The organism is Aminobacter carboxidus, assembly GCF_014863355.1.
Lineage (GTDB): Bacteria > Pseudomonadota > Alphaproteobacteria > Rhizobiales > Rhizobiaceae > Aminobacter > Aminobacter carboxidus.
This window is the reverse complement of record NZ_JACZEP010000002.1, coordinates 654,603-678,850: the sequence shown is the minus strand read 5'-3', so window position 1 is coordinate 678,850 and position 24,248 is coordinate 654,603. Positions and strand designations below refer to the sequence as shown.

The window sequence follows — 24,248 nt, the reverse complement described above, 5'->3', positions numbered from 1 at the left end:
CCCCTCCCAAGGTCGCTCGTTGGTCAAGTGTCCGATAGGAGCAACGTTGCGATCAAGGAGAAACTGGGCTGACTCAGTTACCTTGCGGAAAGAGGGAGCTGCCCCTCATCCCCGGCCGCAACGCCGACGCCTCCCTCGCCCCGTTTGCGGGGAGACGGTAAGGGTGAGGGGCAGCTGTCCGCATCGAACCGGTGAGGAGGGTCAGGCCCCGTAGCGCTTCTTCAGATGTGCCGTGAAATGCTTAGCGTTGAGCTTTTCGCCGGTGGCGCGTTCGAGCAGGTCGGGCGTCGACCAGCGCGAGGCTTGCGACCAGATCTTGTCGCGGCGCCAGTTGTTGACCGTCTCGAAGTGGCCGCGCGCGATCTCGTCGTCGACCGACGGATGCTCCTTGGTCAGCGTCGCCCATTGCTGCGCCGCCATCATCGCGCCAAGCGTGTAGGACGGGAAATAACCGAAGGCAGCGCTCGGCCAGTGCACGTCCTGCATCGGGCCATCGGCCGGATTGTCGATGGTCGACAGGCCGAGATAGTCGCGCATCCTGGCGTCCCACGCCTCGGGCAGATCGGCGACCGACAGGCGGCCGGAGATCAGCTCCTGCTCGAGTTCGTAGCGCAAGATGACATGCAGCGGATAGGTAACCTCGTCGGCATCGACGCGGATCAGGCCGCGCTCGACATGGTGCACATGCGGCAGGATCTCGTCCATCGACCAGCGCTCGCCGAGATGCTGCTCGACCAGCGGTAGGGCCCATTGCCAGAAGGCGGGGTTGCGACCAAGCTGCTTTTCGACGAACAGGCTCTGGCTCTCATGCACGGCCATGCCGCGCGCCTTGCCAAGCGGCCAATGCGACCACGCCTCGGGCAGGTTCTGTTCGTAAAGCGCGTGACCGGTCTCGTGCAGAACGCCCATCAGCGCCGACAGGAAGTCGGAGGTCTTGTAGCGCGTAGTGATGCGCACGTCGGACGGCACGCCACCACAGAACGGGTGATGCGACACCGACAGGCTGCCCCGCGTCAGGTCGAAGCCGACGGCCCCCATCATGGCAAGGCCGAGCTCGCGCTGGCGCTCGATGGCGTAGACGCCCGACAGCGGCCGCTTCGGATTTTTCGCCAGGCGCTCCTGCTGCACGGCAAGCGCCTCCGGCACGAAATCTCTAAGGAACGCCTTGAGGTCGGTGAAGACGGGCGTGATGTCGGCAACGCGGTTGCCGGGATCATACTGCTCCATCAGCGCATCGTAGGGGTCGAGGCCGAGCGCATCGGAGCGAAGTGCTGCTTCCTCGCGCGCAATGGCGACGATGCCTTCAAGTGCCGGCTGGAAACCGGCCCAGTCGTTTTTGGCTCTCAGGTCGCGCCACAGCTGCTCGCAGCGCAGCCGCGCCGAGGTCTGGCGCTCGACGAACTCGGTCGGCAGGCAGGTCATGTTGGTGTACTGGCGGCGGAACTCGCGCAGCGCCACGGATTGCTCGTCGTTGAGCGCCTCCTTTTCGGCGGCGGCGATCCAGTCCGATATCTCGGGCGCGGTCGCCTGGCGGTGATGCATGCCGGCAAGTGCTGAAAGTGCTTCGGCGCGCTTGGCGCCGCCGCCAACCGCCATGTGGGTGGCTTCGTCGGCACCGAGGATGGCGAGCGCATGCTCCAGCGCTTCGAGCTTGCGGCCGAGTTCGTCTAACCTTGCGAAGGACATGGTGGCTCCACTGTCTCAAAATCGCGGCGAGAGGATACCAAAGCGCGCGTGTTCGCAAGACCGTTCGGCTGGTCCACCACTTGCCGGTGCGGCAGCCGGCATGCTCAAGTCATGCCCGAGATCGGAGGGGGGACAACTATGCTTGCAAACATCCTTGTCGGACTGGTGGCACTGATCCACCTCTACATCGTCTATCTCGAAATGGTGCTGTGGGACACGCCGCGTGGCCACAAGGCCTTTGGCCTCAAGCCGGATTTCGCCACCGCGTCAAAGACGCTCGCCGCCAACCAGGGTCTGTACAACGGCTTCCTCGCCGCCGGCCTGATCTGGGGCCTGTGGCTGGGTGTTGCAGGTTTCCAGGTCAAGGTGTTTTTCCTGCTCTGCGTCGCCATTGCCGGGCTCTACGGTGCCGCGACCGTCAGCCGCAAGATCCTCTACATCCAGACCGTGCCGGCGGTACTCGCGCTGGTCGCACTCTGGTTTGGCCGGTAGCTGGGCCAGCGCCCCGGACGGCTCCGGGGGCGCTGGCCCGCGACATCACATTGATCAGCCGCGGAAGGCATCTTGGCCGACCAGGTTGTCCAGGCCGGAAATCCGCGCCATCAGCTGGTGATACTGGCCCGCCGGGATCATGCCGCCATCGCTGATCGAGCCGGCCACCGCTGCCTTACGGATCGCTGCCGCTTGCGCCTCAAGCCCGCGCGCCTCGGCCGGGGTGATCAGCCGCGTCCTGCGGTCGGACTGGATGCGGACGTCGGTATCGTGCAGGTCGTTGAGTACGGCACTCAGCTGCCCGCCGGTGGCGTAGGTCGACGGCGGCGGTGCGTCGCTGTCGTCATGATCCATCGAGCGGAAATGCGGCTCGTGCATGGGGGCAGCGACTGCTGAAGCCAGTGGAGCTGACATGAGGCTTGCGGCGAAAGCCGCCTTGAGGGTCAAAGAGCGCATGATTGCGTCTCCCGAACTTGCGGGGCTGAACAAGCGCCCCATCGACAGCAGTCCGTCTGGTTCCGTCGCGTCGCGGTGGGAGGTCATCGCCGGCGGTTCCCGGACTGCCAGCAAAACCTAGGCCCGTGAGCTGCTGAAGCCTAATTAAGAAAAGATAATCCTGGCCGCCACAATCGGGCTTGCGTCTGCCACGACCCCGCCCCCAATGGGGCAGGCCGTCTTGCACACGAAATCTTGACAGCGAACTCTCGGACCCGACGATGCCGCCTAGCGCTCGGTGAGTTTGAGTTCGATGCGGCGGTTCCTGGAGCGCGCCTCGTCGCTGCCGCTTTCGTCGAGCGGCTGGAACTCGCCGAAGCCGGCGGCGACCAGGCGGTTGGCCGGAACGCCGTTTTCGATCAGGAACTTGACCACCGAGGTCGAGCGCGCCGAGGAGAGCTCCCAGTTGTCGCGGTAGCGGCCGGTGCCCGACAGCGGAATGTTGTCGGTGTGGCCGTCGACACGCAGCACCCAGTTGATCTCAGGCGGGATTTCCTTCTGCAGCTCGATGATGGCGTCGGCGAGCTTCTTCATTTCGCCGCGGCCCGCCTCGTTGATCTGCTCGGAGCCGGTCGGGAACAGCACTTCCGACTGGAAGACGAAGCGGTCGCCGACGATGCGGATGTTTTCGCGGTCGGACAGGATCTCGCGCAGGCGGCCGAAGAAGTCGGAACGGTAGCGGTTGAGTTCCTGCACGCGCTGGGCAAGCGCCACGTTCAGCCGGCGGCCGAGATCGGCGATCTTGGTGTTGGATTCCATGTCGCGCGCCTCGGACGCGTTGAGCGCCTCTTCGAGCGCACCGATCTGGCGGCGCAGCGCCGAGATCTGCTGGTTGAGCAACTCGACCTGGCTCAGTGCGCGCTGGCTGACCTGACGCTCGCTTTCGAGCTCGCCCGACAGCGTACCGATGCGGGCGTTGGCCTCGGCACCGGCACCCGTGCCCTGGGACAGCAACTGTTCGAGCCGGCTTTTTTCGCTTTCGGCCGCCGACAGCGACGCCTGCAGGTTGGCGAGCGCATCCTCGGCATCCTGAGAGCTGGACTTTTCGAGCGCCAAAAGCTGCGTCAGCTCGTTGATCTGCGAATTGAGCCGAGTGAGCACCTCGTCCTTGCCCGAGATTTCTCGGCTGAGCAGGAACTGCGCCAGCACGAAGACGGAAAGCAGGAACATGATCGCCAGGAGCAGCGTCGACAAAGCGTCGACAAAGCCCGGCCAATAGTCGATGCGGCGGTCGCCGCGCCGCCCGCGTGCAAGAGCCACTTAGTGGACTCCCTCTTTCTTCAGAGCATCGGCGATCTTTTCGAGCGTGTTGCGCATCGCCTTTTGTTCATCCGACTGCGCCTCGACCCAGTCGCGCATGATCTGCTGTTCGCTGCGCATGTTCTTGACCAGGCCCGAGATGCCGTCGGCGAGATTGGCCATGGCGGCGGCGACACGCGGGTTCGAGCCGCCCTGCTCCTGCATGTTGCGCAGGCGCTCGGACAGCACCCGGATTTCATCGGAGGAGCCGTTCTTGGCATCGGCAGCGACGACCATGTCGGAGGACAGGTCGGTGACGGACGACAGCCAGTTTTCGAGTTCGGTGTAGAAACGCGTCTGGGCGCGGCCGGCCTGCAGGTCGAGGAAACCGAGCACCAGCGAACCGGCGAGACCGAACAGCGACGACGAGAAAGCCGTGCCCATGCCTTGCAGCGGTGCTGCGAGGCCAGCCTTCAGTGATTCCAGCACTGCCGAGGCGTCGCCCGAGCCGGGATCGAGCGATTGGATGGTCTCGCCGATCGAGCCGATGGTGCCGAGCAGGCCCCAAAACGTGCCGAGCAGGCCAAGGAAGACCAGCAGGCCGACGAGATAGCGCGAGACGTCGCGGCTTTCATCGAGGCGCGTGGCGATGGAATCGAGCATGGTCCGCATCGAGCTGGTCGAGAACGCCATCGAGGCGGAACGCCCGAGCATCGCCTTCATCGGCGCCAGCAGCACCGGTTCGGTGGCTTCGGAGCCGGCACGGAACGAATTGACCCAGCGCACCTCGCGGAACAGCCGCCCGACCTGGACGAAAGCGAGGCCGATGCCGACGACGAGCACGCCGACGATCAGGCCGTTGAGGCCGGGATTGGTGCCGAAGGCGCTGGAGATCTGCCGCGTCAGGATCGCCGCGATGAAGGCGACGATCGCCAGGAAGATGATCATCGTCAGCAGAAACACCTGCGGCGAGGACAGGCGGTGCGGATCGTAGTTCAGCACATCGGAGCCTTTGCCCACCCCGAGAGATTTCAACAATGCCATCGGCGCCCCGGTTCCGGTTCCTGCGATGGAGCCCGGCCTGTCCATTCGGACGCGCCTGGCCGCTCCATCACCTTGAAGTCTACGCGCCGAGCTTTTCAAGAGTTTCGACGCGATGCGTTAGTGGACTACGACTGTAAGCGGAAATGTGACGAAAATGAAAGACGCTTGCGCGCCCCGACCTCGGGAACGGCGCCTCAGAGCCGGGCCACCACCAGAAGGTCGATCATCGCAGCGACGTGCAGGCCAGCACCGGTGATGACGAAGCCGTGCCAGACAGCCCTCTGGAAGCGCAGCCGCTGCCAGGCATAGAAGATCACCCCGCAGGAATAGACCATGCCGCCGGCAAACAGCAGCCACAGCGTGGCGCTGGGCAAGGTGGCGATCAGCGGTTGCAGGATGACGACGCCGCTCCAGCCCATGGCGAGATAGAAGGCGATCGCCAGCCGGTCGAGCCGGCCGGGCAGGAACAGCTTGATCGCCATGCCGGCAAGCGCCGCCGACCAGACTATGCCGGCCATCCAGCCTGCGGTGACGCGATCTTCGAGCTGGACGAGAAACGGCGTGTAGGTGGCGGCGATCAACAAATAGATGCCGGCATGATCGAAGCGGCGCAGCACCCACTTGGCCGGCGACACCGGCCACAGATTGTAGGCGCAGGACACCGAAAGCACGGTGAGCAGCGCAACGACGAAGACAACGGCGGCGAGATACTCGCCGGTGGCGGTGTAGAAGGCGGAGACCGAAAGCAGTACCGCACCGGCGGCGACAGCGAGCACGATGCCGACCGCGTGGACCACGCCGTCGGCGATCAGCTCGGCGCGCGAATGGCTGTAGCGCCCGACAAAGGGCACTGTCATCTCAGGCTTGCGGTGATTGTCCGACATGGTCCGTCCCTGCGCCCACACTAATATGGGCAGGCGCAAGGAATGAAGGCAAGAAGCAGGTAACGCGGCGGATCAGCGCGGCGTGACAGGCCGCTTCAGCGTCTTGATGAGCGCACGGTGGATGGTCTCGTTGCCGGCAACGATCGAGCCGCCGTCGAGCATGTCCTGGCCGCCCTTGTCGTCGGAGACGAAACCGCCGGCTTCGCGCACCAGCAGAATGCCGGCAGCGACATCCCACGGCGACAGTGCGGTTTCCCAGAAACCGTCCATGCGGCCGGCGGCAACATAGGCCAGGTCGAGCGCTGCCGAGCCGAGACGGCGGATGCCGGCCACTTCGCCCATGACATTGCGCAGCTCAAGCAGGAAGTTGCCGTGATGGCCACGGCCGAGATGCGGCACGCCGCAGCCGATGACGGCATCGACAAGCTTGGTGCGGCCGGAGACGCGCAAGCGACGATCGTTGAGGAAGGCGCCGCCACCGCGCTCGGCGGTGTAGAGCTCGTCCATCGCCGGGTTGTAGATCACCGCGGCGACGATCTGGCCCTGGCGCTCCAGCGCGATCGAGATCGAGAACACCGGAATACCGTGCAGGAAGTTCGTCGTGCCGTCGAGCGGATCGACGATCCAGCGATGCTGGTCGTCGTCGCCTTCAACGACGCCACGCTCTTCCATCAGGAAGCCGTAGCCGGCACGCCCCTTCGACAGCTCGGCAAACAGGATATCTTCGGCCTTGCGGTCGGCCTGGCTGACATAGTCGCCCGGGCCTTTCAGCGAGACCTGCAGGTTCTGCACTTCGCCGAAGTCGCGCGCCAGCGAGCGGCCGGCCTTCATGGCGGCCTGCACCATAACATTTAGGATCGCTGAACGCGCCATAATCTAGGACTCCGTGTTGCCGGGCTCAGTCCGCACGGCGGACGTAGGTGAGCTCGTTGGTGTCGACGATGATGCGCTCGCCCGACGAGATGAAGGGCGGCACCAGGACGCGGACGCCGTTTTCCAGCACTGCCGGCTTGTACGACGATGCCGCCGTCTGGCCCTTCACGACCGGGTCGGCTTCGGTGATCGTCAGCGTCACCTGGTCTGGCAGCGCGATGCCGATCGGGCGCTCGTCATAGAGTTCGACCGTGACCATCATGCCGTCCTGCAGGAACGCGGCGCGATCGCCGACGAAATCCTTGAGCAGTTCGAGCTGCTCGTAGCTGGCGGTGTCCATGAACACCAGGGCATCGCCCTGCTCGTAAAGGAACGAAAAGTCCTTCTGCTCCAGGCGGACCTTTTCGACGGTTTCAGCCGAGCGGAAACGCTCGTTGAGCTTGGTGCCGTTGATGAGGTTCTTCAGTTCGACCTGGTTGTAGGCACCGCCCTTGCCGGGCTTGACGTGATTGGTCCTGACCGCCACCCAGAGGCCGCCGTCATGCTCGATGACGTTGCCGGGACGGATTTCGTTGCCGTTGATCTTGGCCATGATTGGATTCCGGAAGAGAGGTTTGCGCCGGAAGGGGCGCTATCGGCGCCTCCAAGACCACAAAATGGCTTTTTAGGCAAGAGAAGTCGCGATTTTGGCTGACATCAGCGGATGCGATTGGCGCGCTCCAGCGCCTGCTTCATCTCGGCGTCGGTCAGGCCGCGCAGGAAGTCGTCCATCTCGGGATCGTTGAGCCCGGCCCGGCGCGCGTTGATGTACCATGCCCCGGCCAGAATGGGATCGGGATCGACGCCGATGCCGCCCATGTAGAATTTGGCGATACGGTTCTGCGCCGCGACATTGCCGCCGTCGGCAGCTAGCTTCATCCAGCCAAAGGCGGATTTCAGGTCGCGGTCGCCACCGCGGCCATCGGCCATCCACAGACCGAGGTCGAACTGGGCCGAGTCGTAGTTCTGCCTGGCGGCGCGGACGAGCAGCAGGCGGGCCTGGTTGTCGTCGCGGCGCTTGCCGCCGACGCCGTTGGCATAGACCTGGGCCATGGCATATTGCGCATCGGGCAGACCTGTAGCGGCCGCGCGCTCGTAATAGGGCACGGCCTTCTCCAGGCCTTTGCCGCCCGGCTCGCGCTGCACCAGCATCTGGGCATAGTTGAACTGGGCGAAACGATTGCCGGCTTCGGCCGCCGCCTGCATCAGCGCATTGGCCGCCTTGTCGTCGCGGCTGACATAGCGCCCGTCGAGCAGCAACAGCGCATACTGGAACTGAGCTTCGGGAATGCCCTGTTCGGCGGCGCGCTCATACCATTTGGCCGCCTCGCCATCATTGCGTGCAACGCCCAGGCCGCGCGAAAGGATTTCGGCCACCAGCGTCTGTGCTGCGGCATCACCGGCCTCGGCGCGGGTGATGGCAAGGTTGTAGGCCGTCTTGTAGAGGCCACGCTGGAAGGCACCGTAGGCCTCGTCCGAATGCTTGCCGCCGAAACGGTTGGGGTCGATGCCATCGTTTGTCTTGGCCGCCGGATTGGCGCCAAGGTCCGGCGTTCCAGTTGGTACCGGCACCGGTTCGACGATTGGCATGGGACCTGTGTTGAGCGGCATGGGCGCCGGCCCGAACCGGTTCGGATCGATCAGGTCGAGCGACTTGCCGAGCGAAGGAACAGCCCCTTGGTCGGACGGCGTGATCGGCGCGCTTTCGACGGCCATCGCGGGCTCGAGCCCAAAGCCCAGGCACAGCAAGGCGGCGAGAAGGCGCGAACGGTCCATCGATGACTACTCCTCGAAGCGCGGCGCCGTCTCGTCGAGCAGCGCGTTGGCGCGGGCCACCGCCTCGCGCGGGTCGATGCCTTCGCCGAACACCGCCGACGAAATGGCAACGAATTCGACGCCGGTTGCCGCCACCGTCTCCACCGAAGCAATGTCGGAGCCGGCCATGACGATGCAGGGAATCTCGATCATCTCGCACCACCACTGGCCGAGCGAAAGATTACGCGAATGCGGCTCCGGCTTGTTGTCATAGCCGAAGCGGCCAAAGAACATGTAGTCGGGCCGCTCCTCGCCGAGTTCCAGCGCATCGTCGCGCGTCTTGGCGCCGCCGGCGCCGACCATCATGCGTTCCTGATAGGTCTCGACGGCCTCGGCCAGTTCGGCCTTCTTGCCCTCGACATGGATGCCGTCGGCATGGACACGCCCGGCAACGCGGGTGTCGCCGGCAATGACGACGGCAACGCCGGCCGCGCGCGCCGCGGTCGCGACCTTTTCGGCAAAACTCTGGAACGACGCCTCATCGACGCCCTCGCCGGGCAGGATCAGCGACGCGACATCGCCACCTGACAGCGCCGCCTCGACCTGTTGCGGGGCCACCGTGGGTGGCGCGATCAGCACGATACGGCAGCGATTGGGTGGCGTGGTTGGGTTCATGTTCGTTCGATCCGGGTGCTTGTCGCCTATGCAAGGCGATCATGTTTGCATTGGGGCATAGAACAAAGTGCCGCCGTTGAACAGGATGGGCGGCAAAGCCCAAGCATATGAAAACATGGCCCGGGCACTCGCCAACCGCCCGCCATCCCGATATTGCGGATTCGAGAGGCCTTGATGACCGAACTTCTTTTCGACCCATGGTTTTACGCGGCAGCCATTCCCGCCGTGATTCTCGTCGGCCTGTCGAAAGGCGGCTTTGGCGGTGCCGTCGGCTTCGTCGGCGTACCGCTGATGGCGCTGGTGATCTCGCCGGTGCAGGCCGCCGCGATCCTGCTGCCGATTCTCATCCTGATGGACGTGGTGTCGCTGTGGACCTGGCGCGGCGTCTTCGACCGCACGATCCTGTGGCAGATGCTGCCCGGGTCGATCATCGGCATCGGCATTGGCTGGGCGATGGCCTCGGTGGTGACGGCCGACAATGTGCGCTTCATCGTCGGCGCCATCGCCTTCATCTTCGTGGCGCGCTGGATCTACACCAGCCTGCGCCACGGCGCCGACCACAAGACCGAGCCGAACGGCATCGCCGGCGCCTTCTGGGGATCGATTGCCGGCTTTACCAGCTTCGTCGCCCATGTCGGCGGCCCGCCGTTCCAGGTCTACACCTTGCCGCTCAGGATGGATCCGAAGGTGCTGACGGGTACGAGCGTCATCTTCTTTGCCGTAACCAATGCGATCAAGCTGGTGCCCTATTTCGCGCTTGGCCAGTTCGATACCGCCAACCTCACCGCATCGCTGGCGCTGATGCCGCTGGCGCCGCTGGCAACGCTGGCCGGCGCCTGGCTGGTGCGCAGGACGCGGCCGGAAATATTCTACCCCTTCACCTACGCGACTGTGGCAATCGTGGCGCTGAAGCTGCTTTATGACGGGGTCGCCGACTTCATGTGAGGATGACCGCGTGCGACCCCCCGATCTAGCTTGGGGGAACAGGGAGGAACCGATGGCCAAAGCATACGAGGAGCACCTCGAAAAGAATGCCGCCAACCACCAGCCGCTGACGCCGCTGAGTTTTCTCGAACGCGCGGCGAAAACCTTTCCCGACCATGTCGCCATCATCCATGGCGACCAGCGCATCAGCTACCGGCAGTGGTGGCAACGCGCGCTGAAGCTCGCCTCGGCACTGGCCAGGCACGGCATCGGCAAGGGCGACACGGTGACGGTGATGCTGTCCAACACCCCGCCTATGCTGGAAGCGCATTTCGCCGTGCCAATGACCAAGGCGGTGCTGCATTCGCTCAACACCCGGCTTGATGCTGCGATCATCGCCTTCCAACTCGACCATGCCGAAACCAGGCTGTTGATCGTCGACCGGGAATTCTCCGGCGTGGTCAGGGAGGCGCTGGCGCTCGCGACCGTCAAGCCAGTGGTCATCGACTATGACGATCCCTTTTATCCCGACGACGCCCCCTACCCCAAGGGCGAGCGCATCGGCAGCCTCGACTACGAAGCCTTCGTCGCCCCGGGCGACGAGGCCTTCGCCTGGTCGATGCCCGACGACGAATGGGACGCGATCTCGCTCAACTACACCTCTGGTACAACAGGCAATCCCAAGGGCGTGGTCTACCACCACCGCGGTGCAGCACTGATGGCCTACACCAACACCATCCATGCCGGCATGGCCAAGCACTGCGTCTATCTCTGGACGCTGCCGATGTTTCACTGCAACGGCTGGTGCTTTCCGTGGACGCTCGCCGTGCAGGCCGGCACCCATGTCTGCCTGCGCTGGGTGCGTGCGAGACAAATGTACGACGCCATCGCCGACCATGGCGTAACACATCTGTGCGGCGCACCTGTCGTCATGTCGTTGCTGATCAATGCCCGCGACGAGGACAAGCGCCAGTTTCCGCAACTGGTCACTTTCAACACCGCCGCCGCCCCGCCGCCGGAAGCCGTTCTCTCTGGGATGGCCGACGCCGGCTTTGCCGTCACCCATCTCTATGGCCTGACCGAGACCTATGGACCCGCCGTCGTCAATGAATGGCATGGCGAATGGGACGCACTGCAAAAGGGGCCGCGTACGGCAAAGAAAGCCAGGCAGGGCGTGCGCTACGCCGCGCTCGAGGACCTGACCGTGATGGACCCGGAAACGATGGAAAAGACGCCTGAAGACGGCGAGACCATCGGCGAGGTGATGTTCCGCGGCAACATCGTCATGAAGGGTTATCTCAAGAACAAGAAGGCGACCGATGAGGCCTTTGCCGGCGGCTGGTTCCATTCCGGCGATCTCGGCGTGATGCATCCGGACGGCTACATCCAGATCAAGGACCGCTCCAAGGACATCATCATTTCGGGCGGCGAAAACATCTCGTCGATCGAGGTCGAGGATGCGCTTTACAAGCACCCTTCGGTCGCCTCGTGCGGGGTGGTGGCACGGGCCGACGACAAATGGGGCGAAGTGCCGGTCGCCTATGTCGAGCTCAAGCCGGGCAAGACAGCCACTGAAGCCGAGTTCATCGAACACTGCCGCGGACTGCTCGCCCGCTTCAAGGTGCCAAAGGCCGTGATCTTCGCCGAGATCCCCAAGACCTCGACCGGCAAGATCCAGAAGTTCCGGCTGCGCGACATGGCCAAGGGATAAGGCTGCGACAAGGTTGTTCGTGCTAGCCTGCGGTGCGCCGTCGGGGGATGGCGCTTGTCCAGAAGCCGGGCCGCGGGGAGGCGAACGCCCGGCACATCGATCCAATGTAACTGCACAACATCCATGCCGCCCGGTCGCGCGGCATGCGGCGGAAACACGTCCGGTGCACATGCACCGCATGGCGGCCTGCTGGGCCGAAGGTCAAACCCATTCCCTCAGGGGAAAAGGCATGAGGACAATACAATGCAAGGGGTAGCACGGAACTTCTTCACGCTAGCTGTCGTCTACGCGCTGTGCGGCATGGCGCTCGGTCTGCACATGTCGATCAGCCAGGACCACAGCCAGATGCCGGTCCATGCCCACACCATGGTGGCAGGCTGGCTGATGTCGGCGGTGTTCGCCTTCTTTTACCACCTGTTTCCGGCGGCACGGGACAAGATGCTGGCCAAGCTCCATTTCTGGCTGACGGCGGTCAGCGGCATCGGCCTTCTTGTCGGGCTGTTCTTCCTGCTCGGCGGCAATGCGGCGATCGAACCGCTGGTTGCGATATCGTCAATGGGCTTTTACGCCGCGATGTTCCTGTTTGCCTTCATCGCCCTGCCAACGGTGTGGAAGTCCTGAGTCGGCATAAGATCGGGCCTGCCGGAAACGCCGCGTCGTTGTGCCGTGCCGGCACAGTCTAACGCGCCAAAAGGCGAAATCGGTACCGATCTTAAGCGCCCATTAAGCATTCCCAGTGTTTACTGTGTGTATCCAGTCATCTGGATTCTTACCGAGTGGTTGGAGCCACTTTGTTTGACGCCTCCCTGTTAAACTCCTGAGAGCCGCGCTTTTCCGCGGCTCTTTTTTTTCGCCCGCGCGCCAGGGAACACCCTCCAAAAGTGTCCCGATCCGGCGCGTTAACCCTTTGTTAAACATGCGCTTGCGTTCGCACAGTCGGAAGCGCATTTTCATCGGGCTTGGCGTATAGGAGCGGGCCGCGCAGAATCCGTCGCAAAAGACGGGCAGAACGCGAACAGGGTTGCAGGGTAGCGATGATGAACGAGCCTTCGAGGGAAAGCGCAAACACGATCAAGCTCGCCGAAAGGCGGGTGTTTTCGCCGTCCTTCAAACCCCTCTACAATGAGGGCATGGGGCTGGTCGAACAGGCCGCCGAGTACCTCGACGGTGCCGGCCGCGTCGAGGCCAAGAAGCTGTCGCGGCTTGCCGCCACGCTCTACGCCGCCGAATCGATGCGCCTGACCACGCGCCTGATGCAGATCGCCTCGTGGCTGCTTTTGCAGCGCGCCGCCAACTCCGGCGAAATGACCCGCGACCAGGTTGCCTCGGAGAAATCCAAGGTGCGGCTCGACACGGCTTCCGCCCATGACGACGCCGCCGGTTGGAACGAATTGCCCGGCGATTTCGTCGATCTGGTGCGTCGTTCGCTGCGCCTGCAGGCGCATGTGCGCCGCATGGACGAAGAGATCTACGGCAACGGCACAACCGTCGTGCCGGTGCAGGCGATGCGCCGCAGCAACCCCGTCTCCGACCAGATCAGCCTGCTCAACACCGCATTTGCCCGCAACTAGGCAGCAAACTCCCTGCGGCGACGCGGGATTTGTTTCTGTTTTGTTCACATTTTTCTGGCGTCTTGTCACCGTGAAGATAGAGTTCGCGGAATGAGAGAGACGATTCGGATCATCGGCATCGACCCGGGGCTCCAGCGCACCGGCTGGGGTATCATCGAAAGCCTCGGCAATTCGCTGCGCTTTGTCGCCGCCGGCACGGTGCGTTCCGACAACAAGGCAGCGCTTGCCAGCCGGCTTTGCCAGTTGCATGACGGCCTAGCCGACGTCCTCCACCGCGAGATGCCGCATGAAGCGGCTGTCGAGGCGACCTTCGTCAACAAGGACGCCACCGCGACGCTGAAGCTTGGCCAGGCGCGCGGCATCGCCATGCTGGTGCCGGCGCGCGCCGGGCTGGTGGTGGCCGAGTATTCGCCCAATGCGGTGAAGAAGGCGGTCATCGGCGTCGGCCATGGCGACAAGAAACAGATCGCCATGATGGTCAAGGTGCTGCTGCCCAAGGCCGTGTTCGACACCGCCGACGCCGCCGACGCGCTGGCGATCGCCATCTGCCACGCCCATCACCGCCAAAGCCCGGCCTACCGGCTGGCGGCACTCGCCGCCGCGAATGCGTGATGTTCTTGACTTGTTCCGCGCGTTGGAATATTCCTTACTTGTAAGAATAAGGACATTTCCATGCGTGTTACCAGCAAGGGTCAGGTGACGATCCCGCGCGATCTACGCGAGACATTCGGCATCGCCGCCAACAGCGAGGTCATCTTTGGCATCGAAGGTGGCAAGATCACCATCGTGCCCAAGGATGACATTGGACGGCTCGCCGACCGCGAACGCCTCGACCGCTTTCTTGCGGTGCTCGACCGGCTGGAAGGAACTGGCGACCAGGCGATGAGCGCCGACGATGTGATGGCGCTGACCAGGGATCGCTGAGCTTGGCAACGCTGGTGGATACCACCGTCCTGGTTGATATCGCGGTTCGAGACCCCGTCTGGCTCAAATGGTCCCGCGGCCAGTTGGAGAAAGCACGCAAGCGCGGCAGCGTGATCATCAACCAGATCGTCTATTCGGAATTCTCGATCCGCTACGATTCGGTCGACGCGGTCGATCTCGCGCTGCCGGAAGACGACTTTCGCCGGGAGAGCCTGCCTTGGGATGCGGCCTTTGCCGCGTCCAGGGCATTTCTGCTTTATCGGCGTCGCGGAGGTCCCCGGGAAAAGGCGTTGCCGGACTTCCTCATCGGAGCCCACGCGGCCATTCGCGGCTATGCTGTGCTGACACGTGATCCCAATGGCTACCGCACCTATTTCCCTGATCTCGAAATCATCGCTCCCGACACCCATCCATGACGAGGCTTGAAACATGATCGGCAAGTTGAAGGGCACCGTCGACGAGATCGGAGAGGATTTCTGCGTGCTCGACGTGCATGGCGTCGGCTACGTCGCTTTTTGCTCGACGCGCACGCTCGCCGCCTTGCCCGGCGCCGGAGAAGCCGCCGTCCTGTTCATCGAAACCTATGTTCGCGAGGACATGATCCGGCTCTACGGCTTCAAGACCGAACTCGAGCGCGAGTGGTTCAAGCTTTTGATGGCCAATGTACAGGGCGTCGGCGCCAAGGTGGCACTGGCGATCCTGTCGACGCTGGCGCCGTCCGACCTCGCCAATGCCATTGCGCTGCGCGACATCGCCATGGTCAGCCGTGCTCCCGGCGTCGGCAAGAAGGTCGCTGAGCGCATCGTCACCGAGCTCAAGAACAAGGCTCCGGCCTTTGCCGGCGAAGCCTCCGGCACCATCGGCCTGAAGCAGGAACTCGGCGAAGGCGTCGCCCCTGCCCCGATCGCCGACGCGGTCTCGGCGCTGGTCAATCTCGGCTATTCCCGCGACATCGCCGCCAACGCCATTGCCGCCGCCATGAAGAGTGCCGGCGACGACGCCGATTCGTCCAAGCTGATCCGCTTCGGCCTGAAGGAGCTGGCGCGGTGAGCGTCTTGCCCGCGGTCAATCGCCGTGCGAGGACGGACGCATGAACTCGCCTGACCGTCTCATTACCCCCGACAAGCGCGGCGAGGATGCCGACAACAGCCTGCGGCCGCAAACGCTTGACGATTTCGTCGGCCAGGCGGCGGCGCGCGCCAACCTCAAGATCTTCATCGAGGCCGCCAAGGGTCGTGGCGAAGCGCTCGACCACGTACTGTTCGTCGGACCGCCCGGCCTCGGCAAGACGACGATGGCGCAGATCATGGCCCGCGAGCTCGGCGTCAATTTTCGCTCGACCTCGGGCCCGGTCATCGCCAAAGCAGGCGATCTGGCTGCCCTGCTGACCAATCTCGAAGAACGTGATGTGCTGTTCATCGACGAGATCCACCGCCTCAACCCGGCGGTCGAAGAAATCCTCTATCCCGCGATGGAGGACTATCAACTCGACCTGATCATCGGCGAAGGCCCGGCGGCACGCTCGGTCAAGATCGACCTCGCCAAGTTCACGCTGGTGGCCGCGACCACGCGCCTTGGCCTTTTGACCAACCCACTGCGCGACCGCTTCGGCATCCCCGTCCGACTCAATTTCTATACGGTCGAGGAACTGGAGCTGATCGTGCGGCGCGGCGCCCGCATCCTCGGCATGCCGCTCGCCGACGACGGCGCCGTCGAGATTGCGCGGCGCGCCCGCGGCACCCCGCGCATCGCCGGCCGCCTGTTGCGGCGCGTCCGCGATTTTGCATCCGTGGCCGATTCCGGCCCCGTCGACCGCCGCATCGCCGACGAGGCGCTGTCGCGGCTGGAGGTCGACGCGCTTGGCCTCGATTCGCTCGACCGGCGCTATCTCTCGATGATCGCGATGAATTTTGGCGGCGGCCCCGTCGGCATCGAGACCATTGCCGCCGGCCTGTCCGAGCCGCGCGATGCCATCGAAGACATCATCGAGCCCTATCTGATCCAGCAGGGCTTCATCCAGCGCACACCGCGCGGCCGCGTGCTGACGGCCAACGCCTGGAAACATCTCGGCCTCGACATCCCGCGCGACCTGGCGATCCAGCAGATCAACCTGTTCCAGGAAGAGGACTGAGCATGCCAGGCTATCGTCCCGGACTGATAGCCGACATCGTTCGCCTGCACGCCGAATACTACGCCCGCGAATGGGGTTTTGGACTGCCCTTCGAAGCCAAGGTCGCCGGTGAGCTTTCCGCTTTCATGACCGGTTTCAGGACCGGCCTCGACTTCTTCGCCGCCGAGGACGACGACAATGGCGCGCTGTTAGGCACGATCAGCCTGGAGGCGCCGTTACAAGGTGAGCCACTGGCGCATCTGCGCTGGTTCATCACCAGCGACAAGGCGCGTGGCACGGGGCTTGGCCGCCGGCTGATGGACGAAGCCATCGCGCATGCCGACGTCAACGGCTTTGCTGGCATCTACCTCACGACATTCGACGGGCTGAAGCCAGCCCGCCACCTCTATGAGAGGTTTGGTTTCGCGCTCGTTGCCGAAGAAGAGCGTGACCAGTGGTCGGGCGGCGTGCGCGAGCAGCGCTTCGAGCGCCACAAGGTTCGATAAGGCGCGGTCGCCCTACTTCAGCCCTCGCACCACCTTCAGCACATCAGGCTCGGCCTTGCGGCCTTCGAATTCGTCGACGATGCCGAAGGCGCCGCCGTAGCCCCAGATCGACCAGGCAAAGCCATGCGCCTCGGCGCGGGCGATCATGTCGCTGACATAGGCGGCGCGCCAGGCGCCGGGCATGACATAGGGATTGTTGTACTCCTGGCGGATCATGCCGAACTCGCCGAGATAGATGTTCTCGGGCGCGATACCGTTTTTCTTCGCCCAGGTGTCGACCTGTCGGAACGGCGCGTCGAGCTCGGCCTCGAGCTTTTCCTTGCTGTCGACGAGCGCGATCTGCTCATCGAGATATGCGAGCATGCCGGCACGGCGCAGCAACGGCGCCTCGGCCCTGATCTTCGTCCTGACCTTGTCGAGGGCAGCGTCGAGCTCGGCGCGGGGCACGGAGTAAGGCGGATAGGGCAGCTCGGTGACATAACGGATGAAATCGCCGGCCCACGTGGCGCCTTGGGTGGTCAGCAGGAACGGCTGGTAGGAATGAAACGTCCAGATGACATTGTCGTCGGGGATCTGCTTGGGGTCGAGCGCGGCGAGACCTTCGGCACCTGCCCAGCAACTGCCCGACAACACCAAGGTCAGCCGGGTCGCCGAAGAGCGCGCGGCGGCATAGAGGCGCTTGAGACGCTCGGGCCAGACCTTGGCCTCACTCGGCTCGCAATCGACGACCGGCTCGTTCATCAGTTCGAAGGCGACCTGGGCGGGATCTTCCTTGGCCAAGGTGAGGCCCATGTGCCGAACCAGCTCGACGTAGCGGCCGAAATTGGCCGGGTCGCCCATCACTTCTTCCATGCCGACCTGCCCGTTGCCGCCAGCCGAGATGAGGTGAAGGTCGACGACCGCCTTGAGCCCGGCAGCGTTGATCATGCGGGCCGATTCCAGGACGCTCTCGAGCAGTTGTTCGCGCAACGGCTCGGTCTTTTTCGACAGGAACACCGACGGGTCGACGGGAATGCGCACGACGTCGAAACCGCCATCCTTGAGCGCTTTCAGCTCGCCTTCGCCGAGCCGCTTGCGCCATTCCGGAAACGGCAGGATGACGCTGGCATCGCCCCATTTGTCTTCGCCGGGCCAGGTCTCCCAGATATCGAGATTGATGCCGCGCTTCATCGTGAACGTCGCGGCATTGGCCGCGCAGGCAGACAGCGCCAGCCCCAGCATGGCCATCAGAGCAATTCCAGGAAAAGTGCGCAGCGGTTTTCCGTCCGGAATTGCGCAAAAACAAGAAGATAGAGCGATTCCGCGATTCGAAGAAAAGCGGAAATGCTCTAGTGAGGTTCTGATCATCGCCGCCATTGCCGCCATCCCCGCTCGCCCCGGATGGAACTGGTGCCCAAAAGCCGGGGAAAAGGAAAGCCCCAAGGCAGAACATGGTGAAAAGCCAGGCCGAAAGCCAATTAAAGGATCTTCTAAATAATACTTCGATGAGCACGACCTGAAACGCTCGTCATGGAAATCTGCTTCATATTCGCGGCGGATGACTTAACGCCACAGTGAATGACCACCCAGATTAACCGTAAACAATGATCTTGCCGATTTGTTTGCTCATACTGGTTATTTGTTTGTGCGCGCCAGCTATTGTGGCCGAATTCAATCGACTGCGCGGTGGGGATTGCGATGACAGTGGTTGACCGGTGGCGGCCCGAGACAGCGGCCGGCGGATTTACGCGAGACGATGAGGCGATCGAGTTCTACACGCGCGTCAACGCCCTTGTGAATCCCGATATGGTCGTCGTCGACCTCGGTGCCGGGCGCGGCTCCCGCTTCGACCAGGGCAGCGCCCCATTCCGCAAGTGGTTCTGCAATTTCCATGGCCGCGTCAGGAAAGTCATCGGCATCGACGTCGACCCGGTGGTGATGACGCACCCGCATCTCGACGAGGCGCTTGTCATGGAAGCAGGCGGCCGCCTGCCGCTGGAAGACGCCAGCGTCGATGTGATCATCTGCGAATGGGTGATCGAGCATGTCGAGCATCCCAAGGAGTTTGCGCGGGAAGTTCACCGGGTGCTGAAGCCCGGCGGCTGGCTCTGCGCGCGCACCCCGAACCGTCTCGGCTATGTCGGCATCGGCACCAATCTCGTGCCGGAAACGATGAAAGACCGGATGATGCGGCTGGTATGGCCCGAGCGGCCGCGGGAGGATGCGTTCCCGACATTCTACCGCATGAACAGCCTGGGCAGCATCAGGCGCGCTTTCGGCGAAGAAAGCTGGTCGCACCATGGCTACATTTCCAATGGAAAGCCGAAATATCACGGCGGAACGGCGGTAGGCTTTGCCTTTGTCTCGCTGCTGCAATGGCTGATGCCGCCGGCAATGCGCACCAACCTTTTGGTGTTCTCGCGCAAGCGCCCGGGGCCGATCAACACGCAACCTCGCCTGCCCAACGTCATCAAGGAAAAGAGCGGAACGCTGGCCGAACAGCACAGCGAAAGGGTCTGACGCGACCGAGGCAAGACACCGCTCCATGCCCAGGGCAAGGCGGCATGGCCTCACCGAACGGGCTGCGGGCTATCCAGACAGTTCTTGATCCGCGCCGCCGATAATGCCATCGGGTTTCCTTGCCCTGTCGCCGGATGATCCTGGTGATACGGGTAGAATGGGGACCTGTGATGGCGGATCATGTTGACCAGGACTTGCTGGCGGCCGGCCTTTCCGGCGCCCTGACACCGTTCGGCCACCGGCTGATGGCACGGGTCTACTATGCCGACACCGACTTTTCAGGCGTCGTCTACCATGCCCGCTATCTCGAATTCTTCGAACGCGGCCGCTCGGATTTCCTGCGCCTTGCCGGCGTCCACCACACCGAACTTGCCGACGGCAAGCATGGCGAAAAGATCGTCTGGGTTGTCAGGCGCATGGAGATCGATTTCCGCGCTTCGGCCAGGATCGACGACATCTTGACCATCGAAACCCGGACCCAGGACATCTCAGGCGCTCGCATCACCATGGCGCAGCAGCTGAAGCGCGGCGACGAGGTGCTGGTCGAAGCCAAGGTCGAAGCGGCGATCATTGGCGAAAACGGCCGCCCGAGACGTTTTCCCAAGGACTGGATCGAAGCCTTCATGCCCAGGCAGTAAGGTCTGGTCGGTATCCCCGACGATGCCGGCGAGCGATTGACGACGCCTGAGCCGATCACAAGATCGTGTGGCACATCAGCCACGTTTCCAGGGCTCCACAGCGCCCCAAGCCCTGTCCCCCAGGGGTGACAGCCTGGCGCGGCGGCATATTCCTAACCCATCTTTAACCATAACGGTCCATTAAGGGGCCAGTGAAAGTCGTAAGGATTCCGAGCGGCCTTCCTTTCACCAAAATTCGCCCCGAAAAGGCCGAAAAGGCGCATTTTGGGGCACTTCCGGAAGCTTCGCGCGAACGGACCACGATGGGATGATGCGCAAGGGCTAGCTGCGAGCCGGGCCCGGAAATCTTAAGGACTGTTACAAGATGGAAAACCTACCTCTCGCCCAAACCGGCGCGGAATTGTCGATTTGGGCGTTGTTCTGGCAGGCCGGCTGGGTGGTCAAGCTGGTGATGCTGGGCCTGCTCGGCGCGTCGGTGTGGACCTGGGCGATCATCGTCGACAAGCTGGTTGCCTACAACCGCATGCGCGCAGCGCTGAACCGCTTCGAACAGATTTTCTGGTCGGGCCAGTCGCTGGAAGAACTCTACCGCAACCTTTCCGACCGCAAGACATCAGGCATGAGCGCGATCTTCGTCGCTGCCATGAAGGAGTGGAAGAAGAGCTTCGAGAAGGGCGCCAAGTCGCCGCTGGCGCTGCAGACCCGCATCGACAAAGCGATGGACCTGGCGCTGACGCGCGAGATGGAGCGGCTGGAAGGCCGACTCGGCTTCCTCGCCACCATCGGTTCGGCAGCACCGTTCATCGGCCTGTTCGGCACCGTCGTCGGCATCATGACCTCGTTCCAGGCCATCGCCGGCTCGAAGTCGACCAACCTCGCCGTCGTCGCGCCGGGTATCGCCGAGGCGCTTCTGGCAACGGCAATCGGCCTGCTGGCAGCCATTCCCGCCGTCATCGCCTACAACAAGCTGTCATCCGACGCCGGCAAGATCGCCCTGCGCATGGAGGGCTTCGCCGACGAGTTCTCCGCCATACTCTCGCGCCAAATCGATGAAAAAGTCGCGCAGCGGGCCTGAGGAGTAGACCATGGGTATGTCAGTTAGCGCGGGCGGTTCAGGCCGCGGCGGGCGCGGCCACAGGCGGCGCGGCCGCCATCATGGCCTGATGTCCGAAATCAACGTCACGCCGTTCGTCGACGTCATGCTGGTGCTGCTCATCATCTTCATGGTGGCGGCACCGCTGATGACCGTCGGCGTGCCGATCGACCTGCCCGAGACCGCAGCCAAGGCGTTGAACTCGGAAACGCAACCGATCACCATTTCGATCAACGAAGCCGGCCAGATCCACATCCAGGAAACCGAAATCCCGCTCGAGGAGGTCGTGGCCAAGCTCGGCGCCATCGCCAAGGCCGGCTACGAGGAGCGCATCTATGTGCGCGGCGACAAGACTGCCGACTACGGCACGGTGATGAAGGTCATGGCCCGCATCCAGGCCGCCGGTTACAACAAGATCGGCCTCGTCACGCTGCAGGAACAGGACCAGTAGCCCGCAAAATGAAGACCGGCCTCACGACATCTGTGGTTTTGCATGCGGCGGTGCTGGGCTTCGGCCTGCTCACCCTGTCGGCACCCAGCGCCCTCGAAGTCGCCGACGTCGAGGCGTTTCCGGTCGACATCGTGCCGGTGGAATCGATCACCCAGATCCAGAAGGGCGACAAGAAGGCCCCGGCCAACGAAAAGCCGGCACCCAAGCCGACGAGCCGTCCCGACATCGTGCCGGACGCCCAGAATGTCGGCGACAACAAGACAGACAGCGACAAGCCGCCGACGCCCGAGCCGACGCAGAAGGAAGTCGACGTCGCGGCTGCACCGCCGCCCTCACCCAAGCCCGAGCCAAAGCCGACACCGGTCGAGCAGCCCAAGCCCGAGCCGGTGAAGCAGGCCGAGCCCAAGCCGACCCCGGTGCCGGCAACGGAAGTGACCCCGCAGCCGCAGCCCAAGCAGGAGGTCAAGCCCGACCCGGTTGCCGAGACCATCGTCTCCGACCAGGCCGAGGCCGAAGCCGTCAAGCTGCCCGAGAACGCGCCCGCACCGGAAGCCAAGCCGCAGCCGCCCCAGGCGCAGACGGCCAAGACGCCGGAGCGCAAGCAGGAAGACAAGCAGACCCAGCAGGCGTCCTCGAAGCCGAAGTCGGAAGAGAAGGAGTTCAACGCCGACGAGGTTGCGGCCCTGCTCAACAAGCAGAAGCCATCGGGTGGCGGCGCCAAGCGCTCGACCGAACAGGCATCGCTGGGCGGCAAGAAGGACACCGGCGGCTCCAAGCTCAGCCAGAGCGAGATGGACGCGTTGCGCGGCCAGATCCAGCGCTGCTGGAACGTGCCGGCCGGCGCCATGGATGGCGGCGCGCTCAAGGTTTCCGTCCAGTTCAAGCTGACCCAGACCGGCGAGATCGACGGCCGGCCGGAGATCATCTCCGGCGGCGGTTCGGCCGGCATCGAACGCGCGGCAGCGGAATCGGCGCGTCGCGCCGTGCTGCAGTGCGCGCCCTACAATCTCCCCGCCGACAAGTATGAAGCCTGGGCGGACGTCATCGTCAATTTCGACCCGAGCGAAATGTTCTGAGCGCCATGCGCCGACCAGGAACAAAGAGGCCCTTTCTGATGAAGCACCTGTTTAAAACGATCCTTTTGATTGGCGCGATGATGAGCGGCATGAGCACGCTCGCCGTCCTGCCAGCGCACGCGCTGGTCGAGATCGACGTCAACAAGGGCAATGTCGAGCCGCTGCCGATCGCCATCACCGACTTCCTGTCGGGCGACGCGATGGGCGCCGAGATCGCCGGCATCGTCGCCGCCGACCTGCAGCGCTCGGGCCTGTTCGCCCCGATCGACAAGGGTGCCTTCATCGAAAAGATCTCCAACCCCGACGTCGCGCCGCGCTTCGAGGACTGGAAGGTCATCAATGCCCAGGCGCTGGTCACCGGCCGCGTCAGCCAGGAGGCCGACGGCAGGCTCAAGGCCGAGTTCCGGCTGTGGGACACCTTTGCCGGCCAGCAACTCGCCGGCGAGCAGTTCTTCGCCAACAAGGCCAATTCGCGCCGCATCGCCCACATCATCGCCGATGCGATCTACGAGCGCCTGACCGGTGAAAAGGGCTACTTCGACACCCGCGTCGTGTTCATCGACGAGTCGGGCGCCAAGACCGCGCGCAAGAAGCGTCTCGCCATCATGGACCAGGACGGCGCCAATGTGCGCTATCTTTCCGACGGCCGCTCGATGGCGATGACGCCACGCTTCTCGCCGACGCGTCAGGAAATCACCTACATGTCCTATGAGAGCGGCCAGCCGCAGGTCTACCTGCTGCAGATCGAAACCGGCCAGCGCGAACTCGTCGGCAACTTCCCCGGCATGACCTTTGCGCCGCGCTTCTCGCCCGATGGCCAGAAGGTGATCATGAGCCTGCTGCGCGACGACGGCAATTCCAACATCTTCTCGATGGACCTGCGCAGCCGCACCACCACGCGCCTGACCAATTCCAGCGCCATCGACACCTCGCCGTCCTATTCGCCCGACGGTTCCAAGGTCGTCTTCACCTCCGACCGTGGCGGTCAGCCGCAGATCTACGTGATGGGCGCCGACGGCTCGGGCCAGACCCGCGTCTCCTTCGGCGGCGGCAGCTACTCGACCCCGGTGTGGTCGCCGCGCGGCGACCTCATCGCCTTCACCAAGCAGTCGGGCGGCCAGTTCCAGATCGGCGTGATGAAGACCGATGGTTCGGGCGAGCGCATCCTGTCGACCGGCTTCCAGCAGGAAGGCCCGACCTGGGCGCCGAACGGCCGTGTCGTGATGTTCTTCCGCGACCAGCCCGGCGGCGGCGGTCCTAAGCTCTACTCGGTCGACCTCACCGGCCGCAACGAGCAGGCCATCCCGACCACGGGTTTTGCTTCCGACCCGGCATGGTCGCCGCTGCTCGATTAGCACATGGCCCGAAAATCGGATTCGATTTTCGGAAGCCACCATGCACCGCTTCGTAACGTGACAGCGCCGCGCGTCCATGTGGACGCGCGGCGCTGTTACGACCTTTCGTTAACCTTCCCTTGCGAAGGCGCGACTAATGGACCAGGCGGCGTCATTTGCCCAATGACGCCGCCTTTCTGCCGTATTTTCGCCTACGGTGCGCGGCGAA

28 protein-coding genes are annotated in these 24,248 nt (G+C 63.8%); 18 read left to right on the top strand and 10 right to left on the bottom strand.

Annotated features, from left to right (window positions below):
- Nucleotides 1-201 precede the first annotated feature (201 nt).
- Complete coding sequence (locus IHE39_RS10945; RefSeq protein WP_192566460.1) at nucleotides 202-1,686, bottom strand: carboxypeptidase M32; 1,485 nt, start codon at nucleotides 1,684-1,686, stop codon at nucleotides 202-204.
- Nucleotides 1,687-1,824: 138 nt separating this feature from the next.
- Here IHE39_RS10945 and IHE39_RS10940 point away from each other — a divergent pair, with 138 nt between their 5' ends.
- Nucleotides 1,825-2,178, top strand: a complete 354-nt coding sequence (locus tag IHE39_RS10940; protein WP_192566459.1) for a DUF1304 domain-containing protein — start codon at nucleotides 1,825-1,827, stop codon at nucleotides 2,176-2,178.
- Between the two features lie 54 nt (nucleotides 2,179-2,232).
- On the opposite strand, the gene IHE39_RS10935 is transcribed toward IHE39_RS10940, so the two are convergent.
- The 8 genes from IHE39_RS10935 to IHE39_RS10900 form a co-directional block, all read right to left on the bottom strand.
- A complete protein-coding gene (locus tag IHE39_RS10935; protein WP_192566458.1) occupies nucleotides 2,233-2,634 on the bottom strand; it encodes a hypothetical protein in 402 nt (133 codons plus the stop codon).
- A 267-nt stretch (nucleotides 2,635-2,901) separates the two neighbouring features.
- Nucleotides 2,902-3,933: a peptidoglycan -binding protein gene (locus IHE39_RS10930; protein WP_184767928.1), complete on the bottom strand. Its 1,032-nt coding sequence runs from the start codon at nucleotides 3,931-3,933 to the stop codon at nucleotides 2,902-2,904.
- Nucleotides 3,934-4,956: a MotA/TolQ/ExbB proton channel family protein gene (locus IHE39_RS10925; protein WP_184767929.1), complete on the bottom strand. Its 1,023-nt coding sequence runs from the start codon at nucleotides 4,954-4,956 to the stop codon at nucleotides 3,934-3,936.
- Nucleotides 4,957-5,150: 194 nt separating this feature from the next.
- A complete protein-coding gene (gene trhA, locus IHE39_RS10920; protein ID WP_192566457.1) occupies nucleotides 5,151-5,840 on the bottom strand; it encodes a PAQR family membrane homeostasis protein TrhA in 690 nt (229 codons plus the stop codon).
- Nucleotides 5,841-5,912: 72 nt separating this feature from the next.
- A complete protein-coding gene (locus IHE39_RS10915; RefSeq protein WP_184767931.1) occupies nucleotides 5,913-6,713 on the bottom strand; it encodes an inositol monophosphatase family protein in 801 nt (266 codons plus the stop codon).
- Between the two features lie 25 nt (nucleotides 6,714-6,738).
- Nucleotides 6,739-7,305, bottom strand: coding sequence for an elongation factor P (gene efp / locus IHE39_RS10910; protein WP_184767932.1), 567 nt, complete (start codon nucleotides 7,303-7,305; stop codon nucleotides 6,739-6,741).
- Between the two features lie 104 nt (nucleotides 7,306-7,409).
- Complete coding sequence (locus tag IHE39_RS10905) at nucleotides 7,410-8,528, bottom strand: tetratricopeptide repeat protein (protein ID WP_246485445.1); 1,119 nt, start codon at nucleotides 8,526-8,528, stop codon at nucleotides 7,410-7,412.
- A gap of 6 nt (nucleotides 8,529-8,534) precedes the next feature.
- Nucleotides 8,535-9,182, bottom strand: a complete 648-nt coding sequence (locus IHE39_RS10900; RefSeq protein ID WP_192566456.1) for a thiamine phosphate synthase — start codon at nucleotides 9,180-9,182, stop codon at nucleotides 8,535-8,537.
- A gap of 174 nt (nucleotides 9,183-9,356) precedes the next feature.
- Here IHE39_RS10900 and IHE39_RS10895 point away from each other — a divergent pair, with 174 nt between their 5' ends.
- The 10 genes from IHE39_RS10895 to IHE39_RS10850 all read left to right on the top strand — a co-directional run bounded on the left by IHE39_RS10895 (nucleotide 9,357) and on the right by IHE39_RS10850 (nucleotide 16,928).
- A complete protein-coding gene (locus tag IHE39_RS10895; RefSeq protein WP_192566455.1) occupies nucleotides 9,357-10,127 on the top strand; it encodes a sulfite exporter TauE/SafE family protein in 771 nt (256 codons plus the stop codon).
- A 52-nt stretch (nucleotides 10,128-10,179) separates the two neighbouring features.
- Nucleotides 10,180-11,817, top strand: a complete 1,638-nt coding sequence (locus IHE39_RS10890; RefSeq protein ID WP_192566454.1) for an acyl-CoA synthetase — start codon at nucleotides 10,180-10,182, stop codon at nucleotides 11,815-11,817.
- Between the two features lie 243 nt (nucleotides 11,818-12,060).
- Entirely contained in the window at nucleotides 12,061-12,438 is a 378-nt protein-coding gene (locus tag IHE39_RS10885; RefSeq protein ID WP_184767936.1) for a hypothetical protein, read from the top strand.
- Between the two features lie 416 nt (nucleotides 12,439-12,854).
- A complete protein-coding gene (rcdA, locus tag IHE39_RS10880; RefSeq protein ID WP_184767937.1) occupies nucleotides 12,855-13,388 on the top strand; it encodes a protease adaptor protein RcdA in 534 nt (177 codons plus the stop codon).
- Between the two features lie 90 nt (nucleotides 13,389-13,478).
- Complete coding sequence (gene ruvC / locus IHE39_RS10875) at nucleotides 13,479-14,000, top strand: crossover junction endodeoxyribonuclease RuvC (RefSeq protein ID WP_184767938.1); 522 nt, start codon at nucleotides 13,479-13,481, stop codon at nucleotides 13,998-14,000.
- Between the two features lie 60 nt (nucleotides 14,001-14,060).
- A complete protein-coding gene (locus IHE39_RS10870) occupies nucleotides 14,061-14,312 on the top strand; it encodes an AbrB/MazE/SpoVT family DNA-binding domain-containing protein (RefSeq protein WP_184767939.1) in 252 nt (83 codons plus the stop codon).
- Nucleotides 14,313-14,314: 2 nt separating this feature from the next.
- A complete protein-coding gene (locus IHE39_RS10865) occupies nucleotides 14,315-14,728 on the top strand; it encodes a type II toxin-antitoxin system VapC family toxin (protein WP_192566453.1) in 414 nt (137 codons plus the stop codon).
- Between the two features lie 13 nt (nucleotides 14,729-14,741).
- Entirely contained in the window at nucleotides 14,742-15,362 is a 621-nt protein-coding gene (gene ruvA, locus IHE39_RS10860) for a Holliday junction branch migration protein RuvA (protein WP_192566452.1), read from the top strand.
- Nucleotides 15,363-15,402: 40 nt separating this feature from the next.
- Nucleotides 15,403-16,443: a Holliday junction branch migration DNA helicase RuvB gene (gene ruvB, locus IHE39_RS10855; RefSeq protein ID WP_184767942.1), complete on the top strand. Its 1,041-nt coding sequence runs from the start codon at nucleotides 15,403-15,405 to the stop codon at nucleotides 16,441-16,443.
- Nucleotides 16,444-16,445: 2 nt separating this feature from the next.
- Nucleotides 16,446-16,928, top strand: coding sequence for a GNAT family N-acetyltransferase (locus IHE39_RS10850; RefSeq protein WP_192566451.1), 483 nt, complete (start codon nucleotides 16,446-16,448; stop codon nucleotides 16,926-16,928).
- A 12-nt stretch (nucleotides 16,929-16,940) separates the two neighbouring features.
- Here IHE39_RS10850 and IHE39_RS10845 read toward each other — a convergent pair whose 3' ends face one another.
- Nucleotides 16,941-18,155, bottom strand: a complete 1,215-nt coding sequence (locus tag IHE39_RS10845; RefSeq protein ID WP_246485444.1) for a glycoside hydrolase family 5 protein — start codon at nucleotides 18,153-18,155, stop codon at nucleotides 16,941-16,943.
- Here IHE39_RS10845 and IHE39_RS10840 point away from each other — a divergent pair.
- The 7 genes from IHE39_RS10840 to tolB all read left to right on the top strand — a co-directional run bounded on the left by IHE39_RS10840 (nucleotide 18,148) and on the right by tolB (nucleotide 24,040).
- Nucleotides 18,148-18,405 (top strand): hypothetical protein, encoded by a 258-nt coding sequence (locus IHE39_RS10840; RefSeq protein ID WP_192566450.1) that lies wholly within the window; start codon nucleotides 18,148-18,150, stop codon nucleotides 18,403-18,405. The two genes, IHE39_RS10845 and IHE39_RS10840, sit on opposite strands and share 8 nt — an antisense overlap.
- A gap of 200 nt (nucleotides 18,406-18,605) precedes the next feature.
- Entirely contained in the window at nucleotides 18,606-19,427 is an 822-nt protein-coding gene (locus IHE39_RS10835; protein ID WP_192566449.1) for a class I SAM-dependent methyltransferase, read from the top strand.
- A 170-nt stretch (nucleotides 19,428-19,597) separates the two neighbouring features.
- Nucleotides 19,598-20,065, top strand: a complete 468-nt coding sequence (gene ybgC / locus IHE39_RS10830; protein WP_184767946.1) for a tol-pal system-associated acyl-CoA thioesterase — start codon at nucleotides 19,598-19,600, stop codon at nucleotides 20,063-20,065.
- A 364-nt stretch (nucleotides 20,066-20,429) separates the two neighbouring features.
- The gene (gene tolQ / locus IHE39_RS10825; RefSeq protein ID WP_184767947.1) at nucleotides 20,430-21,140 is read left to right on the top strand and encodes a protein TolQ; all 711 of its coding nucleotides are present in this window, start codon (nucleotides 20,430-20,432) and stop codon (nucleotides 21,138-21,140) included.
- A 16-nt stretch (nucleotides 21,141-21,156) separates the two neighbouring features.
- Nucleotides 21,157-21,609 carry a protein TolR gene (tolR, locus tag IHE39_RS10820; RefSeq protein ID WP_425291686.1) on the top strand — a complete coding sequence of 151 codons (453 nt, stop codon included), beginning with the start codon at nucleotides 21,157-21,159 and terminating at the stop codon, nucleotides 21,607-21,609.
- Nucleotides 21,610-21,617: 8 nt separating this feature from the next.
- The gene (locus IHE39_RS10815; protein ID WP_184767949.1) at nucleotides 21,618-22,685 is read left to right on the top strand and encodes a UCP034077 family protein; all 1,068 of its coding nucleotides are present in this window, start codon (nucleotides 21,618-21,620) and stop codon (nucleotides 22,683-22,685) included.
- A 38-nt stretch (nucleotides 22,686-22,723) separates the two neighbouring features.
- The gene (gene tolB / locus IHE39_RS10810; protein WP_192566448.1) at nucleotides 22,724-24,040 is read left to right on the top strand and encodes a Tol-Pal system beta propeller repeat protein TolB; all 1,317 of its coding nucleotides are present in this window, start codon (nucleotides 22,724-22,726) and stop codon (nucleotides 24,038-24,040) included.
- Nucleotides 24,041-24,248: the final 208 nt, after the last annotated feature.